At 72.5% G+C, this 22,754-nt stretch carries 23 protein-coding genes; 9 read left to right on the top strand and 14 right to left on the bottom strand.

What is annotated here, in order from left to right:
• Positions 1-44: 44 nt before the first annotated feature.
• Positions 45-2,054: an Ig domain-containing protein gene (locus HS99_RS45490; RefSeq protein WP_051835519.1), complete on the bottom strand. Its 2,010-nt coding sequence runs from the start codon at positions 2,052-2,054 to the stop codon at positions 45-47.
• A 254-nt stretch (positions 2,055-2,308) separates the two neighbouring features.
• Complete coding sequence (locus tag HS99_RS48020) at positions 2,309-2,728, bottom strand: hypothetical protein (RefSeq protein WP_050366911.1); 420 nt, start codon at positions 2,726-2,728, stop codon at positions 2,309-2,311.
• A gap of 95 nt (positions 2,729-2,823) precedes the next feature.
• On the opposite strand from HS99_RS48020, the gene HS99_RS35680 reads away from it, so the two are divergent.
• Positions 2,824-3,273 (top strand): SLATT domain-containing protein, encoded by a 450-nt coding sequence (locus tag HS99_RS35680; protein WP_232543023.1) that lies wholly within the window; start codon positions 2,824-2,826, stop codon positions 3,271-3,273.
• A gap of 45 nt (positions 3,274-3,318) precedes the next feature.
• Here HS99_RS35680 and HS99_RS35675 read toward each other — a convergent pair whose 3' ends face one another.
• Positions 3,319-5,385 carry a phosphocholine-specific phospholipase C gene (locus HS99_RS35675; protein WP_030279974.1) on the bottom strand — a complete coding sequence of 689 codons (2,067 nt, stop codon included), beginning with the start codon at positions 5,383-5,385 and terminating at the stop codon, positions 3,319-3,321.
• A 163-nt stretch (positions 5,386-5,548) separates the two neighbouring features.
• Positions 5,549-5,851, bottom strand: coding sequence for an alpha/beta fold hydrolase (locus HS99_RS35670; protein WP_191898798.1), 303 nt, complete (start codon positions 5,849-5,851; stop codon positions 5,549-5,551).
• Positions 5,852-5,880: 29 nt separating this feature from the next.
• On the opposite strand from HS99_RS35670, the gene HS99_RS35665 reads away from it, so the two are divergent.
• Positions 5,881-6,303: a TetR family transcriptional regulator C-terminal domain-containing protein gene (locus HS99_RS35665; protein ID WP_050366910.1), complete on the top strand. Its 423-nt coding sequence runs from the start codon at positions 5,881-5,883 to the stop codon at positions 6,301-6,303.
• A 162-nt stretch (positions 6,304-6,465) separates the two neighbouring features.
• Here HS99_RS35665 and HS99_RS35660 read toward each other — a convergent pair whose 3' ends face one another.
• Positions 6,466-7,113 (bottom strand): TetR/AcrR family transcriptional regulator, encoded by a 648-nt coding sequence (locus HS99_RS35660; RefSeq protein WP_050366909.1) that lies wholly within the window; start codon positions 7,111-7,113, stop codon positions 6,466-6,468.
• Between the two features lie 130 nt (positions 7,114-7,243).
• Here HS99_RS35660 and HS99_RS35655 point away from each other — a divergent pair, with 130 nt between their 5' ends.
• The 3 genes from HS99_RS35655 to HS99_RS35645 all read left to right on the top strand — a co-directional run bounded on the left by HS99_RS35655 (position 7,244) and on the right by HS99_RS35645 (position 10,918).
• Positions 7,244-9,499: an MMPL family transporter gene (locus HS99_RS35655; protein WP_030552542.1), complete on the top strand. Its 2,256-nt coding sequence runs from the start codon at positions 7,244-7,246 to the stop codon at positions 9,497-9,499.
• Positions 9,500-9,591: 92 nt separating this feature from the next.
• Positions 9,592-10,413, top strand: a complete 822-nt coding sequence (locus HS99_RS43730; protein ID WP_046386786.1) for a hypothetical protein — start codon at positions 9,592-9,594, stop codon at positions 10,411-10,413.
• Positions 10,414-10,504: 91 nt separating this feature from the next.
• The gene (locus HS99_RS35645) at positions 10,505-10,918 is read left to right on the top strand and encodes a helix-turn-helix domain-containing protein (RefSeq protein ID WP_030552544.1); all 414 of its coding nucleotides are present in this window, start codon (positions 10,505-10,507) and stop codon (positions 10,916-10,918) included.
• A gap of 52 nt (positions 10,919-10,970) precedes the next feature.
• Here the strand turns inward: HS99_RS35645 and HS99_RS35640 are convergent, their stop codons facing one another.
• The 3 genes from HS99_RS35640 to HS99_RS35630 form a co-directional block, all read right to left on the bottom strand.
• On the bottom strand, positions 10,971-11,573 hold the full coding sequence (locus HS99_RS35640) for a ClpP family protease (protein WP_030279990.1): 603 nt from the start codon (positions 11,571-11,573) through the stop codon (positions 10,971-10,973).
• A gap of 1 nt (position 11,574) precedes the next feature.
• The gene (locus HS99_RS35635; protein ID WP_030279992.1) at positions 11,575-12,207 is read right to left on the bottom strand and encodes a ClpP family protease; all 633 of its coding nucleotides are present in this window, start codon (positions 12,205-12,207) and stop codon (positions 11,575-11,577) included.
• 107 nt (positions 12,208-12,314) lie between these two features.
• Positions 12,315-13,226 (bottom strand): phosphorothioated DNA-binding restriction endonuclease, encoded by a 912-nt coding sequence (locus tag HS99_RS35630; protein WP_030552546.1) that lies wholly within the window; start codon positions 13,224-13,226, stop codon positions 12,315-12,317.
• Between HS99_RS35630 and HS99_RS35625 the strand changes: the two genes are divergently transcribed.
• A complete protein-coding gene (locus HS99_RS35625; protein WP_107050773.1) occupies positions 13,225-14,514 on the top strand; it encodes an MFS transporter in 1,290 nt (429 codons plus the stop codon). The genes HS99_RS35630 and HS99_RS35625 overlap by 2 nt on opposite strands.
• Here the strand turns inward: HS99_RS35625 and HS99_RS35620 are convergent.
• Both HS99_RS35620 and HS99_RS35615 read right to left on the bottom strand, forming a co-directional pair.
• Positions 14,458-14,655: a DUF397 domain-containing protein gene (locus HS99_RS35620; RefSeq protein WP_030552550.1), complete on the bottom strand. Its 198-nt coding sequence runs from the start codon at positions 14,653-14,655 to the stop codon at positions 14,458-14,460. The two genes, HS99_RS35625 and HS99_RS35620, sit on opposite strands and share 57 nt — an antisense overlap.
• 13 nt (positions 14,656-14,668) lie before the next feature.
• Positions 14,669-15,169, bottom strand: coding sequence for a DUF5753 domain-containing protein (locus tag HS99_RS35615; RefSeq protein WP_051835520.1), 501 nt, complete (start codon positions 15,167-15,169; stop codon positions 14,669-14,671).
• Positions 15,170-15,232: 63 nt separating this feature from the next.
• Here HS99_RS35615 and HS99_RS35610 point away from each other — a divergent pair, with 63 nt between their 5' ends.
• Both HS99_RS35610 and HS99_RS35605 read left to right on the top strand, forming a co-directional pair.
• Positions 15,233-15,559, top strand: a complete 327-nt coding sequence (locus HS99_RS35610) for a hypothetical protein (RefSeq protein ID WP_043387603.1) — start codon at positions 15,233-15,235, stop codon at positions 15,557-15,559.
• Positions 15,560-15,846: 287 nt separating this feature from the next.
• Positions 15,847-16,356 carry a hypothetical protein gene (locus tag HS99_RS35605; protein ID WP_030552557.1) on the top strand — a complete coding sequence of 170 codons (510 nt, stop codon included), beginning with the start codon at positions 15,847-15,849 and terminating at the stop codon, positions 16,354-16,356.
• Positions 16,357-16,424: 68 nt separating this feature from the next.
• On the opposite strand, the gene HS99_RS35600 is transcribed toward HS99_RS35605, so the two are convergent.
• The 3 genes from HS99_RS35600 to HS99_RS35590 all read right to left on the bottom strand — a co-directional run bounded on the left by HS99_RS35600 (position 16,425) and on the right by HS99_RS35590 (position 19,416).
• Positions 16,425-16,769 carry a hypothetical protein gene (locus HS99_RS35600; RefSeq protein WP_141763881.1) on the bottom strand — a complete coding sequence of 115 codons (345 nt, stop codon included), beginning with the start codon at positions 16,767-16,769 and terminating at the stop codon, positions 16,425-16,427.
• Positions 16,770-16,829: 60 nt separating this feature from the next.
• A complete protein-coding gene (locus HS99_RS35595) occupies positions 16,830-18,422 on the bottom strand; it encodes a purple acid phosphatase family protein (RefSeq protein WP_050366907.1) in 1,593 nt (530 codons plus the stop codon).
• A 118-nt stretch (positions 18,423-18,540) separates the two neighbouring features.
• Positions 18,541-19,416, bottom strand: coding sequence for an S-methyl-5'-thioadenosine phosphorylase (locus tag HS99_RS35590; protein WP_043387605.1), 876 nt, complete (start codon positions 19,414-19,416; stop codon positions 18,541-18,543).
• Between the two features lie 223 nt (positions 19,417-19,639).
• On the opposite strand from HS99_RS35590, the gene HS99_RS48015 reads away from it, so the two are divergent.
• Positions 19,640-20,296 carry a LysM peptidoglycan-binding domain-containing protein gene (locus HS99_RS48015; protein WP_030552565.1) on the top strand — a complete coding sequence of 219 codons (657 nt, stop codon included), beginning with the start codon at positions 19,640-19,642 and terminating at the stop codon, positions 20,294-20,296.
• A gap of 328 nt (positions 20,297-20,624) precedes the next feature.
• Here HS99_RS48015 and HS99_RS35580 read toward each other — a convergent pair whose 3' ends face one another.
• Complete coding sequence (locus HS99_RS35580) at positions 20,625-22,565, bottom strand: APC family permease (protein WP_232543002.1); 1,941 nt, start codon at positions 22,563-22,565, stop codon at positions 20,625-20,627.
• Positions 22,566-22,754: the final 189 nt, after the last annotated feature.

Below are 22,754 nucleotides of genomic sequence, written 5' to 3'. Positions count from 1 at the left end.
GGAACCGCACCGTTCGGTTCCGGGGCCGGAGTCCGGTCGTTCGGTCAGCTCTCGCGGGCCGAGGCGTCGTCGATCAGGAACGCGGTGCCCGGAGTCGCGCCGGTCTCGTGGGAGACCAGCTTGAGGCCGATGGTGGTCCCCCAGCCGACCTGCCCGATGAACGGGGACAGGTCCACCGACTGGTACTGGTAGCCGCCGGTCGCGTTCTGGCTGGTCCAGGTCTTCACCGTGCCGAGCGGCTGCCCGGTGTACTGGTCGATCGCCACCAGCGACAGCGTGTCGGGCGCGGCGGCCGAGGTGTTGGTCGACTCGGTGTCGAGCCAGAAGGAGAAGGTCGCCCGCCCGTAGCCGGGGTAGGTGTTCAGGTAGGTGGTGATGGAGTCGTCCGTCCCGGTGTTCTGGCCGAGCCAGGCGTACCAGGAGCCCGAGTGCGGCGCGTGCAGGCTGGACGGGGTGATGATGTTGTACCCCGACGGGCCCCAGGAGTCCGTCATCACCGTGTGGTTGACGTCCGCCGAGCCGTTCTCGAAGCCGGGGTCGATGAGCTGCTCGATCCCGCCGCAGCCCGACCCGCCGCCGGCGCTGACGCTCTCCCAGAAGCCGCTGGACGCCGTCCTGCCCGCCGGGTCCGTCGCCGTCACGTTGATCCGCTGGTAGCCGTTGGTCGCGGCCGCGGTACCGGAGATCACCCCGCTCCTGGCGTCGATCGAGAGCCCCTGCGGCAGGCCGGTGGCGCTGTAGCTGAGGGCGGCACCGGTGCTGGACACGCCCACCGCCGGGATCGACAACGGCTGCCCGGCCTTGTCGGTCCGGTCGCACATCGTGCTCACCGACACCGGCGGGCTGGCCACCACCGGGTCCGAGGCCATGCACAGGTGGTCGGCGTTGGACCACAGGGTCTGCAGCGGGAAGCTGCCCGTCGCCAGGTCCTCGAAGAACAGCCCACCGTTGGAACCCTTGGGGATCCAGGCGCACTTGTCGCCGATCTCCTGGCCGGTGGCGTCCGTCCAGCCGCCCGGGGTGTTCGGGTCGGTCACCGTCTCCGCGTACTCGTGGCCGCCGATGATCCCGTAGCCGTCCAGCCGGCCCCTCGGGGTGTTCTCACCGAACCAGTTGGTGCCGCAGCCGGCCACGTCCGTCAGGTACGGCATGTTGGTGTAGGCGAGCTGGCCGTACGGAGAGCGCTGGAAGTCGTGCCAGGCGCAGTAGCCCAGTTCCTTCCACTTGTCCGGGTCGGTGCCCTGCGGCGAGTCGATGACGTACTGGACGTTGCGGTTCTGCGCCTCGGTCAGGTTGCCGAAGTGTTTCGCGGCGGCCAGCGCCTCGGCGCCGAGCTGCGGCTCGGTCGCGGCCTGCGGCGCGGGGGCGCCGTTGTCCACCCAGACGCCCGCGAGCACGCTGCCCTGCTGCGGGTACGGGATGTGCGCGGAGCCGGCCGGGCACTGGACGGAACCGGCGGCGATGCCCTCGCAGTACTGGGTCAGGACGGCGCTCCAGCCGTCCCCGGAGCTGCCGAGGCCCTTGAAGAAGTCCTGCTGGTACGGGGCGGCCTGGTCCGGGTCGCCGCTCACCACGGTGTCGCCGGACGCGTTGGTGGACGGAGTCCCCCACTGGGAGCCCCAGAGCACCAGGTAGACCTTCGGTGCGCCGATCACCACACCGGTCGACTCCTGGCCGCCCTTGTAGGTGACCTGGAGGTCGTACTGGTTCGCGACGTTGCCGTCGCCGTCCTTGCCGCCGGTGCCCGGGTCGGCACCGTCCACCAGCTGGGGCGTCTTCTTGACGCCGCCGTTCGCGGCGCCGGCGTTCGCGGCGGCGACCGGGCCGGTCCTGGCCGCCTTGGCCCGGCGCGGACCGGCCTTCTGCGGGGCCGCGGCGGTCTTCGGGGTGCCCGGCTCGGCCGCGACGGTGGCGGCCCGCGGCGCGTGGGAGTCGGCCATCGCGGACAGCGGACTGCTGAGCGCGGCCCCGGCCAGGGCGGCGGCCAGTGCCACCAGCGCGGTGCGCGGGGCGCGTCGGCCGGGTGGGGAGGTGCGGGATCGGAATCTGAACACGGGTCGGGTTCCGTCTCTCGTGACATGGGGGAAGGGTGCACGGATTGCGGTACGCGTACGGAGCTGACAGCTCGTCAACCGGATGCGGCGGGGGATGGGAACCGGATCTCGCCGGGACCGCTGTGCAATGCGCCATATGATATTTCACTGACTGGCGCACACAAGGCCCAAGCTCGCACAGGGGCACGGATTTTAACCGCCCCTTACCCGACCCGGCTTCGCCTTGGCATTCCGCACGCGGACGAGCCGCCCCGTCACACCTGCCGCATGTTCGCCTGCGCCACCAGGAACGGCACCAGCCCGCGTTCCGCCAGCGCCGCCCGCCACGCGTCCCGGGCCCGCCCCAGCTCCCCCGGCCCGTCCGCCTCCCCCTCGGCCGGCCCCTCCCCCCGGGCCGCCGCCCCCAGCAGGCCCGCCCCGCCCACCAGCAGCGACACCGCGCCCACTGCGGCCGCCACCCAGCCGGCCACCACCAGGGCGTTCCCCAGCACGTACCCGAGCAACAGGAACACCACCGCCGCCGCCACCGCAACGATCGGCACGATCACCCCCAGCACGCCCCACCACCCCGACACCCGCTCCCGTGACGGCTCGTCCACCGGCAGCCGCGCCTCCGCGTCGGCGTCCGCCCGCGCCGCGTACGTGCTGGCCGGCCGGAAGCAACCGCACGCCACACCTCGGTTACCGTCTGGTTGATCCCGCACGCGGCTCAAGGCGCGCCACGGGAAGAAGACGAGGGGACAAGGTGCATCCGAACACTGGACCGGGCGTGGGGCTCACGCCGACGGAGACGGCTGCTCTCCTGCTGGACAAGATCCGCCAGGGTCAGGACTACGCCCGCGGGAAGAAGGAGAAGTTCCGTCGGCGCGCGTCCGTGATCAAGATGCTGACGCTCGCGCTGTCCGCCGCCTCCACCATCCTGCTGGGCCTGCACCGGTGGACGGATCTGGCCTTCGCGCTGGTGGCCCTGGTGACGGCCCTGGCCGCCGCCGAGCCGTTCTTCAACTGGCGCTCCCGGTGGGTGCTGATGGAGGAGGCGCAGTACCGCTTCCGGCGGCTCGCCGACGACCTGGAGTACCTGGTGGCGTCGACGGACCCCGCCGACCTGGCACGTCGCCAGCTCGACGGCGTCTTCGACCGGTACCAGGCGGTCTGGGAGGACCTGAGCCGCACGTGGCTGGAGCAGCGCCGCGAAGCCGTACCGTCGTCCAGCGCCTGATCGTCCCGGCCCCCGGCCCGGACGGGCTGGAGGCCGGTCGGCCGGTCAGCCGGTGACGCTGGCGGAGCCCGTCTCGATGTGACCGGTGGCGCGGCGGATCCAGGCCGGGTCACTGCTGACGGTGACCGTGAAGTCGTACCAGCCCTGCGCGATGGTGACGGCGTTGAAGAAGTCCTTCACGGTGGCGCCCGGGGCGACCTGGTAGGTCCAGCTGCCCGTACGGTAGTTGCCCGCGGTGATGGTGAAGGTGACGGCGCTGGTCCCGCTGTTGGTCATGGTGAACCAGACCGCCGGGTCACCGGTGTCCGGCGCCGGCGCGTAGGAGGTGGTGGCCTCCGCCGTGCGGCCGGCCGCGGTCGCGTTCCCGGCGAAACGGCGCAGGGTGCGGTTGGGGCCGAGCACGGTGAAGTCGTACTGCCCGTTGCCGTAGCCCGCGCCGATGTCGAAGGAGTCGCGGGCGCTGCCGTCGGTGCCGGTGGCGGCGTCGTACGGGGCGACGGTGTACTGCCAGGGGCCGCCGCTGCGGTAGGCGTTGGCGTGGACCGAGTAGTGCGCCCACGCGGTGGCCTGCGGGCCCTGGTTGGCCAGGTCGATCCAGAGCCGGGTCCGGCCGTCGGTGCCGGTCTCGATCCGGTCGACCCAGGCGTTGGGCTGGTAGGGCAGCGCGCGGGCGGGCTTGGTGCCGGGCTCCTGGGTGGGCATGGCGTTGGTGCCGGGGCTCGGGTTGATCTGCACGTTGGCGGCGGCCTGGCTGAGGGTGGCGCTGGTGTCCGGCAGCGCGGGCAGGCCGTAGACCGGGCTGGTGAAGTCGAAGGCGCCGGTGAGGTCCCCGCAGACCCGGCGGCGCCAGTCGCTGATGTTGGGGCAGCGGGCGGGGGTGCCCAGGGCGGCCGTCCAGGTCTCCAGGAAGCGGATGACGCTGGTGTGGTCGTAGACCTGGGAGTCGACCCAGCCGCCGCGGGTCCACGGCGAGACCACGATCATCGGGACGCGGAAGCCGAGGCCGATGTTGGTGCCCTTGCAGAACTCCCCGGCGGTGCCGGCCGGGGCGACCGGCGGGGGCACGTGGTCGAAGAAGCCGTCGTTCTCGTCGTAGTTGAGGAACAGGGCGGTGGAGTTGAAGACCTCCGGGTCGGCCGCCAGCGCCTGGATCACCAGGTTGACGAAGTGGGCGCCGTTCTCCGGCGGGCTGTCCGGGTGCTCGGAGAACAGCTGGCTGGCCACCACCCAGGAGACCTGGGGCAGCGTGCCGGCGAGCGCGTCGGCCCTGATCGCGGCGGCGATGTCGTCCGGGGTCGAGCCGGTGCTGGGCACGGAGCCCATGCCGCGCTGGGCGAGCGGGCTCGAACTCGGCGCGCCGGTGAACTGGTTGAAGTAGGCGAGGCCGTTGTCGCCGAAGTTGTCGTGGGCGTTCTGGTAGACCTTCCAGCTGACGCCCGCGTTCTGCAGGGTCTCCGCGTAGGTCTGCCAGTGCAGGCCGGACTCGGAGCCGCCGTCGTAGGCCGGGCCGCCCGCGGTGGCGCCCGGGTCGATCGTGCCGGACCACAGGTAGGTGCGGTTGGGGCCGGTGGCCGAGAGGATCGAGCAGTGGTACGCGTCGCAGATGGTGTAGGCGTCGGCCAGCGCGTAGTGGAACGGTATGTCCTCGCGGGCCATGAACCCCATGGTCCGGTCCGAGCCCTTGGCGGCGATCCAGGAGTCCATCCTCCCGTTGTTCCACGCCTTGTGCTGGGTGGACCACGAGTGGTCGAGCGAGCCGTCGCACTGCGCCAGCTGCTCGGCGCTGACGCCCCACCACCAGGTCCTGGTCTTGCTGAGCTGCCACGGGTACTGCCGCCCGCTGCCGTTCGGCTGCTCGAACACGCTGGTGCCGCCCGCGATCTGGAGGGCGGTGCGGTCGCCGAATCCGCGCACGCCCTTCAGCGTGCCGAAGTAGTGGTCGAAGCTGCGGTTCTCCTGCATCAGCACCACGACGTGCTTGACGTCGCGGATCGTCCCCGTCGTGGTGGCGGACGCGCTGGACAGCGCTCCGGGCAGGGCGGTGTCAAGGCCGATGGCCGCGCCGAGGGCGGCGGCCGAGCCGAGGAAGGTGCGACGGGTGACGGGTGACACGTGAGGCCTCCGGGAGGTGTGGACAGCTCCAGCGCCTGCGACCGTTCGGTAGCGGGACGACTACCGCCCGGCAGCCGGGTGGCTGAGAAGTTATACCGGACGGGCCGTGGGCGGCGGGCCGCGCCCCGGCCCGCGGCCCGGCCCGTGTGCCCGGCGTGCCCGGTCACCGACCGCCGTGCGGCAGCTCCCGCGGCTCCTGCCCGACGCCGCCGATGAACTCCAGCAGCCGCGCGTTCACCACCTCGGGCCGCTCCAGGTTCAGTCCGTGCCCGGCCCGTTCCACGATCTCCGCGCGCACGCCCGGGATCAGCGACGTCACCCGCTCCACCACCTGCCGTGGCCGCAGCAGCGCGCTGCGCCCGCCCACCAGCACCAGCGCGGGCAGCCGGACGGAGGCCAACTCCTCGTCCGTGAACGGCCGGGCCGGCGGGCGGCTGCCCGGCTTGTAGCTGCGCATTGCGAGCATCAGCGGCGCGATCCTCTCTCCTCGCCGCCATGACCCGCCTGGCCGCCCGCATGGGAGAGCGGGTCCAGCGCCGCGTCCGCGCCATGGGCGTCGGCACCGACCCGCGCGGCATCGTCGAGGCCGTGCTGCTCGAAGGTGTCCCCACCGACGAGGAGAGCCGGGCCTTCCACCTCATCTACACCGAGTACGCCGTCCTCTCCGTCACCGACCCCGCGCTCGCCGGACAGGCCTTCCTCGCCGCCCCCGACGAGATGGAAGCCTTCCTGGCCACCCAGCTGACGGCCGCCCAGCGGGCCGGCACCGCCGATCCCCGACTGGACGCCCGTCAGGAGGCCGTCGTCCTGCTCGCCGTCTCCGCCGGCCTCGGGCTGAGCGTCCTGCTCGGCCAGCGCACGGCGGACGAGGCCACCGCCGTGCTCCACTACCACCTCGGCCGGGTCTTTCCCCACTGACGGCGACCGGGCTCCCGAGGAGAACGGCGGACGGGCAACGGCGGAGCCCGTTGCGGCACGCTCCCCGCCACGACGCCTTCCGGCCATCGGCTCGTGGCCGGGTCCTGCGGACAGCGCAGCCACGGACGCCGGGTCTGCTCAGATACAGGCCCTGGCGTCCACTCAGTCCCCGGCCTCGGCCCCCGCCCCTGCCCCTGCCCCTGCCCCTGCCCCGGCGAGGAGCGCGTGCACGGCGGCGGCCATGGTGCGGCGCGCCTGCTCGGTGCTCAGCCCGCCGCTGCGCCAGTGGTACCAGGCGCTCCACGTGGTCACCGCGTCCAGCCCGTGGAGCAGGTCCGTACGTGCGGACTCCGGCAGCGCGTCGAGCTCCGCGGCGAAGATCTGGGTGAGCCGCAGGCGGGCGAAGTCCAGCATCTGCTGGACTGCCTCCTGGATCCGCGGGGACGGGTTCTCCAGCCGCATGACGGCCAGCCTGGCCGGGGTGACGCCCTCCAGGATGCGCGCCCGCTGTTCCGTGAGGGCGGCCACCCGCAGCTCGCGCGGCCCTTCGGTGGGAAGCGGCCTGATCTGGGCCGCGAGCTGCTCCAGGCGGCGATTGACGGCGACTTCGGCCAGTTCGGCCATGTCCGCGAAGTGGTGGAACACCAGCCGGCGCGACACCCCCGCCCGCTCGGCCACCTTGTCGGCGGGGAAGTGCGCCTGGTTCTCGTCGATCAGCGACAGCATCGCGTCGGCGATCTTCTCGCGGGTCTGCCGCCCGCGTTCCGTCCGCCCGTCGGTGACGGGCACGGCGGCTTCGGTCCGCTTCACGTGGGCTCCTCCGCCCTCTCGTTGACATTCTTGCACCGCGAGTGCAAGTGTACCCATTGCACGGTGAGTGCAACTAGTTTGGGCGGGCCCGCAGCCTGCCCGCCGCGCGAGGAAGGGCTGTCCACCGCCGATGTTCACCACTGTGGGGCGCTGGTGCGCCCGCAGACCCAGGCGGGTCATCGCCGCCTGGCTGCTGCTGGCGGCCGCCGCGCTCAGCGCCGTCGCGACGTTCGGGCGCGTCACCAGCGAGGCCGTCTCCATCCCCGGCAGTGACAGCCAGGCCGCACGGGACATCGCCGACCGCGCGTTTCCCGCCTCCGCCTCCGGCAAGCAGCCCGTCCTGCTGCACACCCCGGCCGGCGCGGCCCCGCTGACCGCCTCCGACACCGCCGCGGCGGTCCGGGGCGCGGCGGCGGCCATCGCCGCGGTACCGCACGTGGTCGCCGTCACCACGCCCTACGACCCGGCCGGCGCCACGGCCATGAGCAGCGACGGCCACACCGCGTACCTCTCGGTCGAACTAGACGTCTCCGGGCGGGACGTGACGCCGTCGATGACGGACGCCGTGCTCGCCGCGGCGGCGCCGGCCACGGCCGCCGGCATCGAGGTGACCCCGGGCGGCTCCCTGGCCGCCGCGGTCGACCGGGGCAACACCGGCCGCAGCGAGGCCATCGGACTCGGCACCGCCCTGGTGATCCTCACCCTCTCCCTCGGCAGCCTCCTCGCCGCCGGACTGCCGCTGCTCGCCGGAGTGATCGGCCTCGGCATCGCCCTGCCCGTCCTCGGCCTCGTCGGCCACCTGATGGACGTGCCCGAGGCCGGCGAGACCATCGCCGCCATGATCGGGCTGGGTGTCGGCATCGACTACACCCTCTTCGGTCTCACCCGCTTCCGGGAACTGCGAGCCGCCGGGGTCGGGATCGAGGAAGCGGCCGTGCGCACCACCGCAGGCTCCGGCAAGTCCGTCGCCTTCGCCGGCAGCGCCGTCGTCGCGGCCCTCGCCGGGCTGGCGCTGGGCGGGCTTCCCCTGCTGTACGCGCTGGCCCTCGCCCCGGCGATCGCCGTGGTGACGGCGCTGGGCGTGAACCTCACGCTCCTGCCCGCGGCCCTGGTGCTGCTGGGCGGCCGGCTGACGCCCAAGGGGTCCGCGGCCTCCGCCCCGGCCGGACGCCCGCGCGGCTGGGGACGGGTCGCCGCCCTGGTCGCGGCCAGGCCCTGGCCCCTGCTGCTGGCCGGCCTCGCCCTGCTCGGTGCCCTCGCCGTCCCTGCGGCGCACCTCCACCTGGGCCAGCTGGACGCCGGGAGCAAGGCTTCCGGCAGCATGAGCCGCACCTCGTACGACCGGATGGCCGCGGCCTTCGGCCCGGGTTCCAACGGCGTGCTCCAGGTCGTCGACGTCCTGCCCTCCCCCGCCCAGCCGGCCCCGGGGAACACCGCCCAGCCGGGTGCGGGGAACAGCGCCGTGCCCGCCGCCGGCCCCACCGACCCGCGCCTGGCGGCCGTGACCACCGCACTGCGCGGAGCCGAGGGCGTCGCCTCCGTCAGCCCGCCCGCGCTCGCCACCGACGGACGCACCGTCCGCTGGCAGGTCACCCCCACCACGTCGCCGTCCGACCCCGCCACCACCGCTCTCGTCCACCGCCTGCGCGCGGACGTACTGCCCCGGGCCACCGCCGGGACCGGCCAGCAGCTGCACGTCGGCGGCACCCCGGCCGCCCAGGCGGACCTCAACGCGCGGATCGCCCAGCGCATGCCGGTCGTCGTCGGCTTCGTCCTGACCGTCGCCGGACTGCTCCTGCTCCTGGCCTTCCGCTCGCCCGTCGTCGCCGTGAAGGCCGCCGTGATGAACCTGGTGTCGGTGGCCGCCGCCTACGGCGTGCTCACCGCGGTCTTCCAGCACGGCACGGGCGCCCGGCTGATCGGCCTGGACGGCGCCGTCCCGATCCCCGGGTACGTGCCCCTGCTGATGTTCGCCGTGCTCTTCGGCCTGTCCATGGACTACGAGGTCTTCCTGCTCAGCGCCGTGCGCGAGGGCTTCCTGCGGGAGCGGGACAACCGCCGCGCCGTGGTCGCGGGCCTCAGCGGTACCGGACGGATCATCAGCTCGGCGGCCCTGATCATGATCGCCGTCTTCCTCAGCTACCTGCTCTCCGACGACCCCGTCGTCAAGATGTTCGGCATCGGCCTGGCGAGCGCCGTCGCCCTGGACGCCACCGTCGTCCGCGGCCTGCTCGTCCCCGCCACCATGGTCCTGCTCGGCGACGGCAACTGGTGGCTGCCCCGCTGGCTCGACCGCCTACTCCCGCACGTCGACATCGAGGGCGACGGCCACACCCCGCAGCCCGGCGAGTCCGGCGAGCCGGCTCCCGTGCTCCAGACCCGGTGAGCCCCGCGGATCCCGAGCCCCGCCCGCCTCGAACCCACTCCCGAACCCACACCCACGCTCACACCCGAACCACCCATCAGGAGCACGTCCCCATGCACAGCCACGTCCGCCGCGGTCTTCCGATGCTCACGGCCGTCGGCCTGACCGTCGGGGTCACCGCCCTCGCGGCGCCCGCCGCCCACGCCGAGCCCGACTGCGGGCGCGCCCCGGTCCAGTACTCCGTCGACGGCGGCGCGCACTGGACGAACGACGCCACCATGCCCGCCGAGTCCGGCAGCGTCCAGGTCCGGCTGGCCGGGGTGCCCACCGCGGGCTGCGACTACCACGTCTCGCTGGGCTCGTACGCGACGCAGGGCACGACCTGGGCCACCTCCGGTCAGCAGACCTTCCTCGGCTGGGCGACCACGACCCTCACCCGCGAGCACTACCGGGACACCCTCGACGTCACCGGCCACCTGCCGCGGTGCTACGGCGAGTTGGCCCTCTACTCGGTCGGCGAGAAGTACGACGGGAGCGACAGCGACCACCCGCTGCCGCACTACCCGGACGAGCCGTTCTCCGGCCTGGTGATCGCCTCCTGGAACGGCGGCACCGCCTGCGCCCCGACGCCCACCGGCAGTCCCACGACCCCCGCCCCGACGCCCACGTCCGCTGCCACACCCACACCCACGCCCACGCCGACGTCCGCCACCGCGCCGGTCACCACCGCGCCGGCCCCCACGCCGGTCCCGGGCGCACCGACCGCCTCACCGCGGGCCACCCCGCGGACCCCGGCCACGACGACGCCGGCCACCTCAGCTCCGACGCTGGCCGCCACCGGCAGCGACGACGGCCTCCTGACCGCCGCCGGCGTCGCCGCAGCAGCGCTGATCGCCGCCGGCGGCGTCGCGTTGCGCCTCGGCCGACGACGCTGACGGCACGACATCTGCGGCTCGTCCGCACGGCTTCTCCCACGGCAGAACGCCGCGCCCTTCCCCCGGCGCCCCGAATCCCTAGGCTGAAGGGGTGAGCACTCAAGCGCCGAACGAAGCCCGCGTCATTCCGCTGCGTCCGCAGACCTCGCCGCCCGGTTCCGGTGGGACGAACGGTACGCCCCAGGCACCCGCGCCGAAGGAACCCCTCTGGCGCGACCTCATCGGTGACGTCCTGCGGCGCGAACGGCTCGCCCAGGAGCGCACGTTGAAGGACGTCGCGGAGGAGGCCCGGATCTCGATGCCGTACCTGTCCGAGCTGGAGCGGGGCCGCAAGGAGGCCTCCTCCGAGGTGCTCGCGGCCGCCGCCAAGGCCCTCGGGCTCGGACTCGGCGACCTGCTCTCCCTCGCCCAGGACGAACTGGTCCGGCACAACACCCGCAGCCGGTCGGCCCACCGCCGGTCGGCACCGTCAGCACGGACCAACGGCCTCTGCCTGGCCGCTTGACCGACACCGGTGGGCCGGTACACCCCCGTGGTACCGGCCCACCTTGCTCGGGTCAGGCGAACGCGAGCCGCCGGCTCAGCACCTCGTCCGCCAGCCCGTACGCGACGGCCTCCTCGGCGGTGAGCACCTTCTCCCGGTCCATGTCCGCGCGCAGCGTCGCCACGTCGTGCCCGGTGTGCCGGGACAGCACCTCCTCCACCTGGGAGCGGATCCGGACCATCTCCTTGGCCGCGAGACTGAGGTCGGAGACCATCCCCCGCCGCCCGCCGCTGGCCGGCTGGCCGAGCAGCACCCGCGCGTGCTGGAGCACGAACCGCCGCCCGGGATCGCCGCCCGCCAGCAGCACCGCCGCCGTGGAGGCCGCCTGGCCGACGCAGAAGGTGGAGATCGGCGCCTGCACGAAGGTCATCGTGTCGTAGATCGCCATCAGCGAAGTGAACGATCCACCGGGCGAGTTGAGGTAGATCGAGATCTCCCGCTCCGGGTTCTCCGACTCCAGGTGCAGCAGCTGCGCGATGACCACGTTGGCGACGCCGTCGTCGATCTCGGTGCCGAGGAAGATGATCCGCTCGTTCAGCAGCCGGCTGAAGACGTCGTACGTCCGCTCGCCCTTCGCGGTCCTCTCGATGACGTACGGAACCGTGTAGGACCCCATGTCACAACCCCATCCGTCGACGCGAGGTGGCCGGACGAATGTCGGCCACCGACTCCACCACCCGGTCCACCAGCCCGTACTCCACGGCCTGCTCCGCCGTGAACCAGCGGTCCCGGTCGCCGTCCCGCCGGATCGTCTCCTCGCTCTGTCCGGTGTGCTCGGCGGTGATCCGCTCGATGGACCGCTTGGTGAACTCCAGGTTCTCCGCCTGGATCTCGATGTCCGCGGCCGTCCCGCCGATGCCCGCCGATGGCTGGTGCATCATGATCCGCGCGTTCGGCAGCGCGAACCGCTTGCCGCGCGCCCCCACGGTGAGCAGGAACTGCCCCATGCTGGCCGCGAACCCCATGGCCAGCGTGGACACGTCGTTCGGGATCAGCCGCATGGTGTCGTAGATCGCGAGCCCGGCCGTGACCGACCCGCCCGGGCTGTTGATGTACAGGCCGATGTCGCTGCGCGGGTCCTCCGCCGACAGCAGCAACAGCTGCGCGCACACCCGGTTCGCCGACACGTCGTCGACCTGCGTGCCGAGCAGCACGATCCGCTGCGCGAGCAGCTGCGCCGCGAGGTGGTCGTCGAAGGCGCTGGGCGGAGTGTCGCCCTGCTCCGCGCGGGGCGCGTCGAATGGTTTCATCTGGTCCCTCCTGGTCGAGGCGAAGATGCCGTCGACCCCACTCTCACCCCTGACCGCCGACCGGCCCCCGTTTCTCTGCCCGCCGCAGATTCGCCGAGGGCAGAGCCTCAGACCGCCACGGCCGGCTGTCCTCCGGGTCGCCGGAAGTCGCCGTGGAACACCTCCCGGACGTGCCACTCCCGATGGCGGTCCGCGACCGGCGGATTGCCTGGCTGTGGACCGATGACGGGCCGTCCGGCGAGCGTGAGCACGTGCTGGCGGCTGGCCTCGCTGCGGCCGACGAACCGTTGGGAGACCAGGATCCGGTGCCCCTCCCCCACCCCCAGCACGCCCTTGTCGAAGAGCTTGTGGTGCAGCGAGCACAGGCACAGCCCGTTGTCGACCGCGTCCGGCCCGTCGTGCGACCACCAGCGCACGTGGGCGGCCTCCAGACCGACCGTGCTCGCGCCGAGGGCGCCGTCGTAGCCGCAGAACGCGCACTGGAACTCGTAGGCGGTGAGTATCAGTTCACGCATCCCCCGGTCCCGCTGCCGCCGGGCCGCACCCCGCGCGATTTCGGTCCCGGCCTCCTCCAGATCGAGGCCGACGGCCTCGCAGAGGTCCTCGTGCAGCGAGGACGGGAAGTGGGCGTCCAGCAGCACCCGGGCCATCCGGCCCAGCAGCGCCGGCTCCCGGCGGAGCGCTGCCCGCAACTCGGCCGCGAGCCGCCCGGTGGCCCCGCTCGACCGCAGCAGCCCGATGCCGGTGCCGGGGCTCCCCGGTCCCCGGTCGGTGCGGACCTCCCAGACGCCGTCGCTGACCAGGTGGTGGAACGGGTACGCGGGTGTGGTCGCGTGCGACGGCCCGTACTCGACGAGCAGCCGCTTCAGCTCTTCCTCGACCACGCTGTAGCGCAACTCCCCGTCCGCGTCCCGCTGGTAGCTGCCCAGGGCGTAGAGCAGCAACAGCGGTTTGTGCGGCGCGCGGACGCCGTTGTTCGTCCAACGCCTCAGCCCTGCCACCCGATCCAGCCAGTCCATGCCGGCCAGCGTAGTGGCGGCCCTTGTTAGCCTGATCATCATGTTGAGGAGAAGTGCGGATTCCCGTCCCCAACTGGCCCTGATCACCGCCAGTTTCGTCAGCAGGGTCGGGAACGGCCTCTTCAACACCGCGGCCGTCCTGTACTTCACGCTGGTCGTGCACCTGCCCGCCACCCAGGTGGGAGCGGGACTGACGGTCGCCGGCCTCTGCGGCCTGGCGGCCGGCCTACCGGCGGGGAACCTGGCCGACCGGTACGGGCCGCGCGCGGTCTGGCTGACGGCCCTCGTCCTCCAGGCGGCCACCATGGCGGCCTTCGTCCTCATCGACAGCTGGCCGGCGTTCACCCTCGTCGCCGCCCTGGACCGGCTGGCCGCGACGGCGGCCGGCGCCGCGGGCGGTGCGCTCATCGCACGGGTCGGCGGCGAACGCCCGGCCGCCTTCCGGGCCCGGCTGCGCACCTTCGTCAACCTCGGTGTGGTCGTCGGCACCCTGGGGGCGGCCGTCGCGCTCCAGATCAACACCCGCCCCGCCTACACCGCACTGATCCTCGCCAACGCCGCCAGCTTCGCCGGGGCCGCACTGATCGCGTTCCTGGGCGTTCCCAACTACCGACCCCTGCCCCGGCCGACAGAACACCGCCAGTGGTCCGTTCTGGCCGACCGGCCGTACGTCACCTTCGTGGCGCTCTACAGTGCGATGGGCCTGCAGTACCAGGTCATCTCTTTGCTCCTGCCGATCTGGCTCAGCACCCACACCGATGCTCCCCGCTGGACGGTGGCGGCGGTGTACGCGATCAACAGCGGGGTGTGCGTGCTGCTGCAGAGCAGGCTCGGGTCGAAGGTGGAGACCCCGCAGCAGAGCGGCCGTGCGTTCCGCCTCGCGGGGCTCCTGTTCCTGCTCAGCTGCCCGTTGATGGCACTGACGGCGGACGTTCCGGCGTGGGTCGCACCGGTGCTCACCGTCCTTGCGGTGTGCATCCACAGCGTCGGAGAGGTGTGGGAGTCCTCCGGCGGCTACGCGCTCGGGTACGGACTCGCCCCCGACCACGCCCAGGGCCAGTACCAGGGCCTCCTCGGCATCGGCTTCGACGCAGGCCAGGCCCTGGCACCTCTGGTCCTCACCGGGGCGGTACTCGCCCTCGGCCACACCGGCTGGCTCCTCCTCGGCGCCCTGTTCGCGGCCGTGGGCGCAGCAGGCCCCCCGGTGGCCGCGTGGGCCGAGCGCACCCGGCTAGGTCGTCAGGTGGTCGAACTCCCCCGCCTTGACGCCGAGCAGCAGGGCACGTAGCACGTCGAGTGAGGTCGAGATGATGATGCCGGGGGCATCACTCTCACGAATCCTGATGCCATCGCCGGACGCTTCGGCAAGGTAGATGCAGTTGGCGGTGTCGCCGCTGAAAGAGGATTTCTGCCAGCTCTGATCGGCCACGATTGTTCCCGTCTCAAATGCTCTGGGCGATCCGGCGGATGAGGTCGCGGGAAGCGTCAGGCTTGAGCGCGCTCGCCTCCAACCGGTCCAACACGGCTCGATGCTTGATCAGCTGCGGCTCGGTGTCAATGAACTCGAACCGGTCGCCGTCGACCTGCACACTGTCCAACCGCGCGACTTCGGCGGCGAAGTACACGACCCCAGCACCGGAACTCGGGAAGCTGCCGGTGCCGAACGGGATCACGCGCAGGTCGATGTGCGGGTACTCGCTCACGGTCAGCAGGTATTCCAGCTGATCCCGGACAACGTCCGGGCCTCCGAATCCCATCCGCAGGGCGGTCTCATGGACGACGGCCGACAGCGGGATCGGCTGTTCCCTGTACAGCACCGCCTGGCGCTTGATGCGATGAGAGACAAGGTGCTCCACTTCGGGTGGCGACAAGGGAGGGACCACATCCCGGAAGAGTGCACGAGCGTGCTCAGGGGTCTGAAGCAGGCCGGGGATGTGAATCACTTTGATCCTGCGTCAGGTCCGCCTCGCTGTGGCGCTCAACTCCCGTGTACGTAGGAGACTTCCATGACTGCTGCGCCCTCGCCAAACCCCCGCATCCCGTTCGACCAGGAGCTGTGCGGGCTCGTCCTCGGCACCGCTCCCCGGCTGTTCGCCGTCGTCCAGGTGTGCGACGAGGGCAGGGAAGACGCCGACGGCTGGGTCGCAGCCTGGGGGCTCGCCGACCACGCCGGGCCGACGCACGTGATCAGCCTCGACGGGCGGGCCCGCATGACCCTCCCCTCCCCCGAGCGCGCCCTGCGCCACTTCACCAACCAGCCCGGCATCACCGCGCGCCTGGTCTGGCTCGCCCAGCCGGACGCCGCCGCCATCGACCGCCCCGCGGCCGCCTGACAACCCGTCCCCTCTGCGCAGGAAGTCGACCAGTCCGACTTTCTGCGCAGACGATGACTCACACGCCGGCACTCGGCATCACTCAGCTCGCGGTCCACCTGCCTTTCCCGGGTCGACTGCGCCCCTGTCTGTTCACTCGTCAGTGTGAGGACCAAGAGCGAGCCCAAGCACGGGGAGGCATGGGGTGGGTGGCTACATATCGGCGACCCAGCGCCTCCACCGAACCGGTCTGGCCCGGGAATTCGACATGGGGGGCGCCAGCAGGACCAGGAACAGGAAGCTCTGACGTGGCGCCCGGCACTTCGGATGGCAAGGCGTGGACGCGTTGGCTCCTGGGGGTCTTCCTCACGGCCTGCGTGCTGGTCACGGTGGGGTGCGTGTGGTGGGGCGTGGTCGAAATGCGCCGGTCCTTCGACCGGCCCGAGACCGACTACGACCGCGCGGAGCGGCTGGCGGGACTGCACTACAAGCAGCACCCCGGCAAGGGGCGGTACTACATCCCAACGGCCGCTGCGCTGTCCCGGGCAGCCGACGGGTCGCCGGTCGCCTACCTGCACTTCGGGATAGCCGGCGGCGACTCCGCCAACATCGACGACTTCCTCCACACCTACGACCTGCCGAGGCCCGGCTCCGTCGCCCCGCTGCCGCAGGACCTGCGCGCGGCGCTGTCCGGCGACGAGCCGGCCGAGGGCCTGCTGCTACCGGTAGGGCAGGCCGGGCGGCAGATCTTCGTGGTGATGCGGCCTTGCGACGTGGAGGGTGCGGGCGACGTCTACGTCCGGGCCACCGGCAGATGAAAGGGCTCCCGGTCCTCCGCGCAGGAAGTCGGCCGGACCGGCTTCCTGCGCAGGCTTGAACGCGACCGCTACCCCTGCTCGCCTTCGTAACTGAACGGTTCGACGGTCCAGGGCAGCCCCGGCCCGTCCCGGAAGGCGGCGAAACCCGGCGGGAGGCCGGCCAGCTCGGAGAGGGAGGGATCGTTCTCCGTCGTGCAGGCGATGCAGTACACGTCGCTGGAGCCGGGGAGGTTCGGATCGTTCACGCCGTCCCCGATCAGCCAGTCGCCCTCGCCGTCATGGATCACGACGAGGGCCGGCATGCGCCCCTCCGCGACGGTCCGCTGCACCACGGCGCCCAGATCGGGTGGAAACCGCCCGTCCGGGAACGGAAAGGGTGCGTGCCGGACGACCGGGTGGGACGCGTGGTTCATGGCAGCAGTATGGCGGCCGCCGCGCCGAGACGGCGCGGCGGCCCTGCCCGACAGGTGCGGCTACCGGGCGGCGGCGCGCTCGTTCCGGGAGTCGGAGTCCTCGTCGTCCCCGTCCCAGCCGTCGCTGCGGTCCCGGTAGAGGGTGAAACGGTCGTACAGCACCGGCGTCGGCACCGGGTTCGCGGCGGTGGCCGGGACGGAGTGGTAGTAGGAGACGGTGATGGTGGTGCGGCCGCCCGGGAACAGTCCGGGATCGACGTCGAAGACGGCGACGCCGTAGGGGTGGGTGGTGTCGGGGTCGGTGACGGCGGACCAGTGGGCCTTCTCCTTGGCGTCCGGGTCGGCCTTGAAGGTGAGGCGCTGGGTGCGGACGGAGGCCTCGCGGACGCCGTCGCCGTCGGCCGGCAGGTAGACGTCGTCGTGCCCGGCGGTGCCGCCGCCGCCCAGGATGAGGTGGACGGTGCCCTGGGAGGTGTCGATCTGCCGGAGGTCGTCGTCGACGACGGCCGGGGTGAGCAGGCCGCCGGGTTCGGTGCCGCGGACGGGGTGGGTGCGCTCGTAGTCGTGGTCGTGCCCGGCCAGGACGAGGTCGACGGAGTAGCGGTCGAGCAGTGGCAGCAGCTTCTCGCGGATGCCCATGTCGCCGCCGTGGCTGGCTGCGGAGGAGGACATCGCGAACTGGTGCAGGTTGACGACGATCCAGTCGACCGACCGTCCGGCCCGGGCGCGCGACAGCACCCTTTCCAGCCAACGGAGTTGGGCGCCCTCGCTGTAGTCGCTGATGTAGATGGACCGGCCGGTGGCCGGGTCGAGGCTGGCGTCGTCCTCGACGGCGATCTCGTTGCCGTCCAGGCTGGCGAACAGCACGGAGCCGACCTGGAAGCTGTACCAGTTGCCGCAGTGGTCGCGGGTGCCGTTGTCGGGAAGTTCGAAGCGGGTCAGGTAGGAGGCGTACCCGAGGTCGCCTCCCCCGGCCTCGACCTCGTGGTTGCCGGGCGCGGGCATCCAGGGGCGGTTGGCGGCCGACTTGGCCATGTTGTTCATGAACGCGTTCCAGGCCTGCGGCTGGAGCTGCTCGTTGTTGTTGGCGTACGCGAGGTCGCCGTTGAGCAGGTGGAACAGCGGGCCGAACTGCTCGACCTGGCGGACGGCGGCTGCGCCGTGGACGGACGACTTCTTGAACACGTTGTCGCCGGTGCCGAGGTCGCCGAAGCTTGTGAACCGGAAGGCGGCGCGGCCGCGGGCGGGGGCGGTGCGGAAGGTCCCGCGCACCGGCCGGGCACCGTCGTGCAGCACCTCGTAGACGTAGGTGGTGTCGGGGCGCAGCCCGTTCAGGCGGGCGTGGTGGGTGTACGTCTCGACCTTGTTGAGCCCGTCGACGTAGCTGCGGCTGGACGCGTCGACGCTGCGGTCCGCGCCGCCGCGCGGGGTGCCGATCCGCACCCTGGGGCGGCTGACGGAGGCGGCCGTCGCCCAGGAGACGGTCATCTCCCGGGAAGGCTCGTTGCCCCACTGGAGGTGGATCTGCTCCGGTCCGGGGGTGCCGGCGACGGCCGGCTGGGTCCACAGCAGGGTGGACGCGGGCAGGGCGGTCAGCGCGCCGACCGCCGTACCCGTCCGAAGGATCGTTCTACGCGAGGGTTGTGCCACCATGCCGGAACCTCCTGGGCTTCGGGAAACGCCGAGGAGGTTCCCAGCCGGACGGTACGTCCGGACCACGTTCGAACGTGCGCGCGGGGAACGGAAGCTGAACGCTGGTCCGAGCCCGGAGTCAGCCGGCGGCCACCCCCGGCAGGCCCTCCCCCACCCCCGGCAGTCCGGTGGCCACCCCGTCGAGGGCGTGCGAGCAGACGCAGTCCCGCTCGGCGGGCAGCCGCTCCAGCGCCTTGAAGAGCACCGTGCGCAGCCGGCCGACGTTGCCCGCGAAGACCTCCAGCACCTCGGCGTGGGTCACCCCGTCCCCGGCCTCCACCCCGGCGTCGTGGTCCGTGACCAGCGCCGACGAGGTGTAGCAGAGGCCGAGTTCGCGCGCCAGCACGGCCTCCGGGTGCCCGGTCATGCCGACCGCGGACCAGCCGTTGGCGGTGAACCAGCGGGACTCCGCCCGGGTGGAGAAGCGCGGACCCTCGATCACCACCAGCGCCCCGCCGTCCACCGGCTCCCAGGCCGACTCGCGCGCCGCCTCCAGCACGGCCCGCCGACCGGCCGGACAGTACGGGTCGGCCATCGGCACGTGCACCACTCCGGGCACCGAGCCGTCCGGCAGCGGCTGCCCGTCGTAGTAGGTCTGCACCCGGCCCGCGGTGCGGTCCACGAACTGGTCGGGCACCAGCAGCGTGCCCGGCCCGTACTCCTCCCTCAACCCGCCCACCGCGCACGGGCCCAGCACCTGCCGCACGCCGAGGGAGTGCAGCGCCCACAGGTTGGCCCGGTAGTTGATCCGGTGCGGCGGCAGCCCGTGACCACGCCCGTGCCGGGGCAGGAACGCGACCCGGCGGCCGGCCACCTCACCCACGAACAGCGCGTCGCTGGGCGGCCCGTACGGCGTGTCGACCCGCACCTCGGTCACCTCGTCCAGCAGCGCGTACAGCCCCGAGCCGCCGATCACGCCCAGTTCGGCCCGTGCCGTTCCCTGATCGATCGTCATCGCCCGTTCACACCCTTCGTCGAGAGGCGGTCCCGGCCACTCTAGGAGCCGAGCGCGGAGGGGGTGACGGCCGGATGGCCGCGGGCCGCCGGGGTGGTCCGTGACCGCCGGCCGGGTGACCTCTCCGACGTGTCGGCGGCCGCGCGCCCCCCTCGGCGTGCCTGGGTGGGAACGCGCCTCCTCCGGGCGGCGCACGCCCTGTCCCCGGACCTGAGAGCCGCCCATGCCTTCCACCGCCTGTCTCCGCAGCGTCGTCCCGACCGCGCTCTGCGCCCTCGCTGTCGCCCTCGCCGCACCCGCGGCCCACGCCGCACCCCCGGGCGGCGACAGCGGAACCGACCCCGGCGGGAGGGACGGCGGCCGGTACGACTGGGAGCGCGTGGCGGCCTGCGAGAGCAGCGGCAACTGGCACATCAACTCCGGCAACGGCTACTACGGCGGCCTCCAGTTCGACCAGCCCACCTGGCGGGACAACGGCGGCCTGGCCTACGCCCCGCGCGCCGACCTGGCCGGCCGCGAGGAGCAGATGGCCGTCGCCCAGCACCTGGCCGAGCGCCGCGGCCTCTCCCCCTGGCCGGTCTGCGGCTCCCGCGCCCTCGACGGCCACGGCCACGGCGCCGCCCGCGGCCAGGGGAGCGGGCCCGACCAGGAGGCCGCCAACCGCGACCACGAGCGCGACAGCGTCCTGCCGCCGCCCGCCGCCGGCCCGGCCCGCGGGGACGGCCGGTGGACCGTCCGGGAGGACGACACCCTGGACGGGCTCGCCGCGGCCCTGAACATCCCCGGCGGCTGGCCCGCGCTCTACGCCCTCAACCGCTCCACGATCGGCGACGACCCGGACCTCATCCAGCCGGGCCTGGTGCTGCGCCTGCCCTCCTGACCCCGGCCCAGCTCGGCACCCGCCCGGCACCCGCCCGGCAGCGGCCCGCCGGGACACCCGAACTCGCCGCCCACGCCGTGCCCCGTCCGGCGTGGGCGGCGTCCTCATGGCGCCCCGCGCCCCGCCGCACCACGGCCGGGCGTACGCCCGGCCCGGGCGAGGAGACGGTCGTAGTGCTCGGGTGCGGTACTCGTGCGGGCTGGGCCCTCTCTCGCGCCGTCCGGCGTTCTGATGATCCGACCGCACTCTATGAGCACCTACCGGAACGTCGAGGGCCCGCCCGGTCCTGGTGGACCGGACGGGCCGGGGCGTCGGACGGACGCGCGGCTCAGCCGACGTGGACGCGCGGACGCTTGGTCCGGTCCGGCTCCGCCTCGCGGAGCACCTCACGGGTGACCGGGGCGACCTCGCCCTGCCCGAACAGGAAGAACCGCAGGAACTGGGCGAAGGGGTTGCCTTCGGTCCACTCGAAGTACAGGTGCGGCCGCTGCCCGGTGCGGTCCCGGACGGTGAGCGCCAGGGCGGCGATCGCGTTCGGGATGCTGGAGCTCTCCAGGGTGAGCACCCGGTACCGGCCGTGCAGCACCTCGCCGCGCACGGTCAGCTCGGACTCGAAGTCCGACGCGTCGCGGACCGTCACCTCGACGAAGACCAGGTCGTCCTCGCCGGGGATGTCGTTGTCGGCGCGGATCTGCCGGATCTTGTCGCGGTACTCGGCGACGTCCCGGTTGGTCGGCTCGTTGGCGATCAGGCGCAGCGGCCGGTGGGCGTAGTCGCGGATGAAGCGCTCCGCCGTCTCGTCCAGCACGACCTCCGTGACGCGCAGCTCGAAGGCGCGCTTCAGGCGGGAGAGCAGCGAGACCAGGATGATGCCGGCGATGAAGCAGGCACCGATCTTGACGCCGTCCGGGCGCTCCATGGTGTTCACCACGGTGGTGTACAGGAAGACCGCGGCGATGACCCCGAAGCCGACGGTCCAGCCGCGCTGGCGCTTCTTGTAGGCGGCGATGGTGACGGCGATGGCCGCCGAGCTGATCAGGACCAGTACGCCGGTGGCGTAGGCCCCGCCCTGGGCGTCGACGTTGGCGTCGAACAGCCAGGTGATCAGGAAGCCGACGACGGTCAGGACGATCACCATCGGGCGCACGGCGCGGGCCCAGTGCGGGGCCATGCCGTAGCGCGGCAGGTAGCGGGGCAGCAGGTTGAGCATGCCCGCCATGGCGGAGGCGCCGGCGAACCACAGGATGGCGATGGTCGACAGGTCGTAGACGCTGCCGAAGGCGCCGCCCAGGTACTCGTGCGCCAGGTAGGCCAGGGCGCGGCCGTTGGCCTGGCCACCGCTCTCGAACTCCTGGGCCGGGATGAGCAGGGTGCAGATGAAGCTGGTCGCGATCAGGAAGGTGCTCATGATCACGGCGGCGGTGGTGAGCAGCTTGCGGGTGCCGCGGATCCGGCCGACCGGGTTCGCCTCGGTGTCGTCGGCGTCGCCCTTGATGTGCGGCATCACGGCGACGCCGGTCTCGAAGCCGGACATGCCGAGCGCGAGCTTGGGGAAGACGACGAGCGAGACGCCGATCATCACGAAGATGTTGCCGTGCTGGGCGGTCAGGGCGCTGGACCAGTCGGTGACGACGTGCGGCGCCTGGATGATCTTCCAGATGCCGACCGCGACGACCACCACGTTGAGCGCCAGGTAGACCCCGACCAGCCCCACGGCCAGGCCGATCGCCTCGCTGAAGCCCTTGAGGAAGACCGCGCCGAGCAGGGCGACCAGGATCAGCGTGATCAGCATCTGCTTGCCGCCGAGGACGCTGGTGAGGTGCGGGTTCTCGACCAGGTGGGCGCTGGCGTCGGCGGCCGAGAGCGTGATCGTGATGATGAAGTCCGTCGCCGCGAAGCCGAGCAGGGCGAGGACGAACAGCTTGCCCTTCCAGAACGACAGCAGCCGCTCCAGCATCGCGATCGAGCCCTCGCCGCGCGGGCTCTCCTGGGCCACCCGCCGGTAGACGGGCAGCGCGCCCAGCAGGGTGACTAGCACCAGCACGATCGTGGCGATCGGCGACAGCAGGCCGGCCGCGAGGGCGGCGATGCCCGGCTGGTAGCCGAGCGTCGAGAAGTAGTCCAGGCCGGTGAGGCACATCACGCGCCACCACGGCTGGCCCGTGTGCGCAGCGTGACCGGCGTCGGCGGCGGAGTCCCCCGGCTCCTCACCGCCCTGCTGCGCCCGCTCCGCCTCGGCCTTCCTGGCTGCGGCCTTCTCCGGGGACATGTCCTCCAGGAGCCAGCTGCGGAGCCGTATTCGCGCCGACGACGGGTCCTCCGTCGTCGTCTCCGTCGAACCCGACGAAACCACCTTGCACCTCTTGTTTAAAGACCCCGTAAAAGCGCCGTCGGGCGACGGCAGTGCGCCAGGCTATGCGACGGGCGTTAAGGACACGTCATCGGCCCGCGTTAAGAA

Source organism: Kitasatospora aureofaciens (assembly GCF_001188955.3).
GTDB classification, from domain to species: domain Bacteria; phylum Actinomycetota; class Actinomycetes; order Streptomycetales; family Streptomycetaceae; genus Kitasatospora; species Kitasatospora aureofaciens.
Note: the sequence above shows the minus strand (reverse complement) of the source record. Positions and strands in the feature narration are given on the sequence as shown.

Excerpts from the sequence above, each read along its gene's own strand:
- HS99_RS35580 (WP_232543002.1), bottom strand. The coding sequence starts at position 22,565 with ATGTCCCCGGAGAAGGCCGCAGCCAGGAAGGCCGAGGCGGAGCGGGCG.
- HS99_RS35670 (WP_191898798.1), bottom strand. The coding sequence starts at position 5,851 with ATGCTCGCAATGCGCAGCTACAAGCCGGGCAGCCGCCCGCCGGCCCGG.
- HS99_RS35595 (WP_050366907.1), bottom strand. The coding sequence starts at position 18,422 with ATGGTGGCACAACCCTCGCGTAGAACGATCCTTCGGACGGGTACGGCG.
- HS99_RS35635 (WP_030279992.1), bottom strand. The coding sequence starts at position 12,207 with ATGAAACCATTCGACGCGCCCCGCGCGGAGCAGGGCGACACTCCGCCC.
- HS99_RS35590 (WP_043387605.1), bottom strand. The coding sequence starts at position 19,416 with ATGACGATCGATCAGGGAACGGCACGGGCCGAACTGGGCGTGATCGGC.
- HS99_RS35655 (WP_030552542.1), top strand. The coding sequence starts at position 7,244 with ATGTTCACCACTGTGGGGCGCTGGTGCGCCCGCAGACCCAGGCGGGTC.
- HS99_RS35630 (WP_030552546.1), bottom strand. The coding sequence starts at position 13,226 with ATGGACTGGCTGGATCGGGTGGCAGGGCTGAGGCGTTGGACGAACAAC.
- HS99_RS35625 (WP_107050773.1), top strand. The coding sequence starts at position 13,225 with ATGCCGGCCAGCGTAGTGGCGGCCCTTGTTAGCCTGATCATCATGTTG.
- HS99_RS35600 (WP_141763881.1), bottom strand. The coding sequence starts at position 16,769 with ATGAACCACGCGTCCCACCCGGTCGTCCGGCACGCACCCTTTCCGTTC.
- HS99_RS43730 (WP_046386786.1), top strand. The coding sequence starts at position 9,592 with ATGCACAGCCACGTCCGCCGCGGTCTTCCGATGCTCACGGCCGTCGGC.
- HS99_RS35640 (WP_030279990.1), bottom strand. The coding sequence starts at position 11,573 with ATGGGGTCCTACACGGTTCCGTACGTCATCGAGAGGACCGCGAAGGGC.
- HS99_RS35610 (WP_043387603.1), top strand. The coding sequence starts at position 15,233 with ATGACTGCTGCGCCCTCGCCAAACCCCCGCATCCCGTTCGACCAGGAG.
- HS99_RS35665 (WP_050366910.1), top strand. The coding sequence starts at position 5,881 with ATGACCCGCCTGGCCGCCCGCATGGGAGAGCGGGTCCAGCGCCGCGTC.
- HS99_RS48015 (WP_030552565.1), top strand. The coding sequence starts at position 19,640 with ATGCCTTCCACCGCCTGTCTCCGCAGCGTCGTCCCGACCGCGCTCTGC.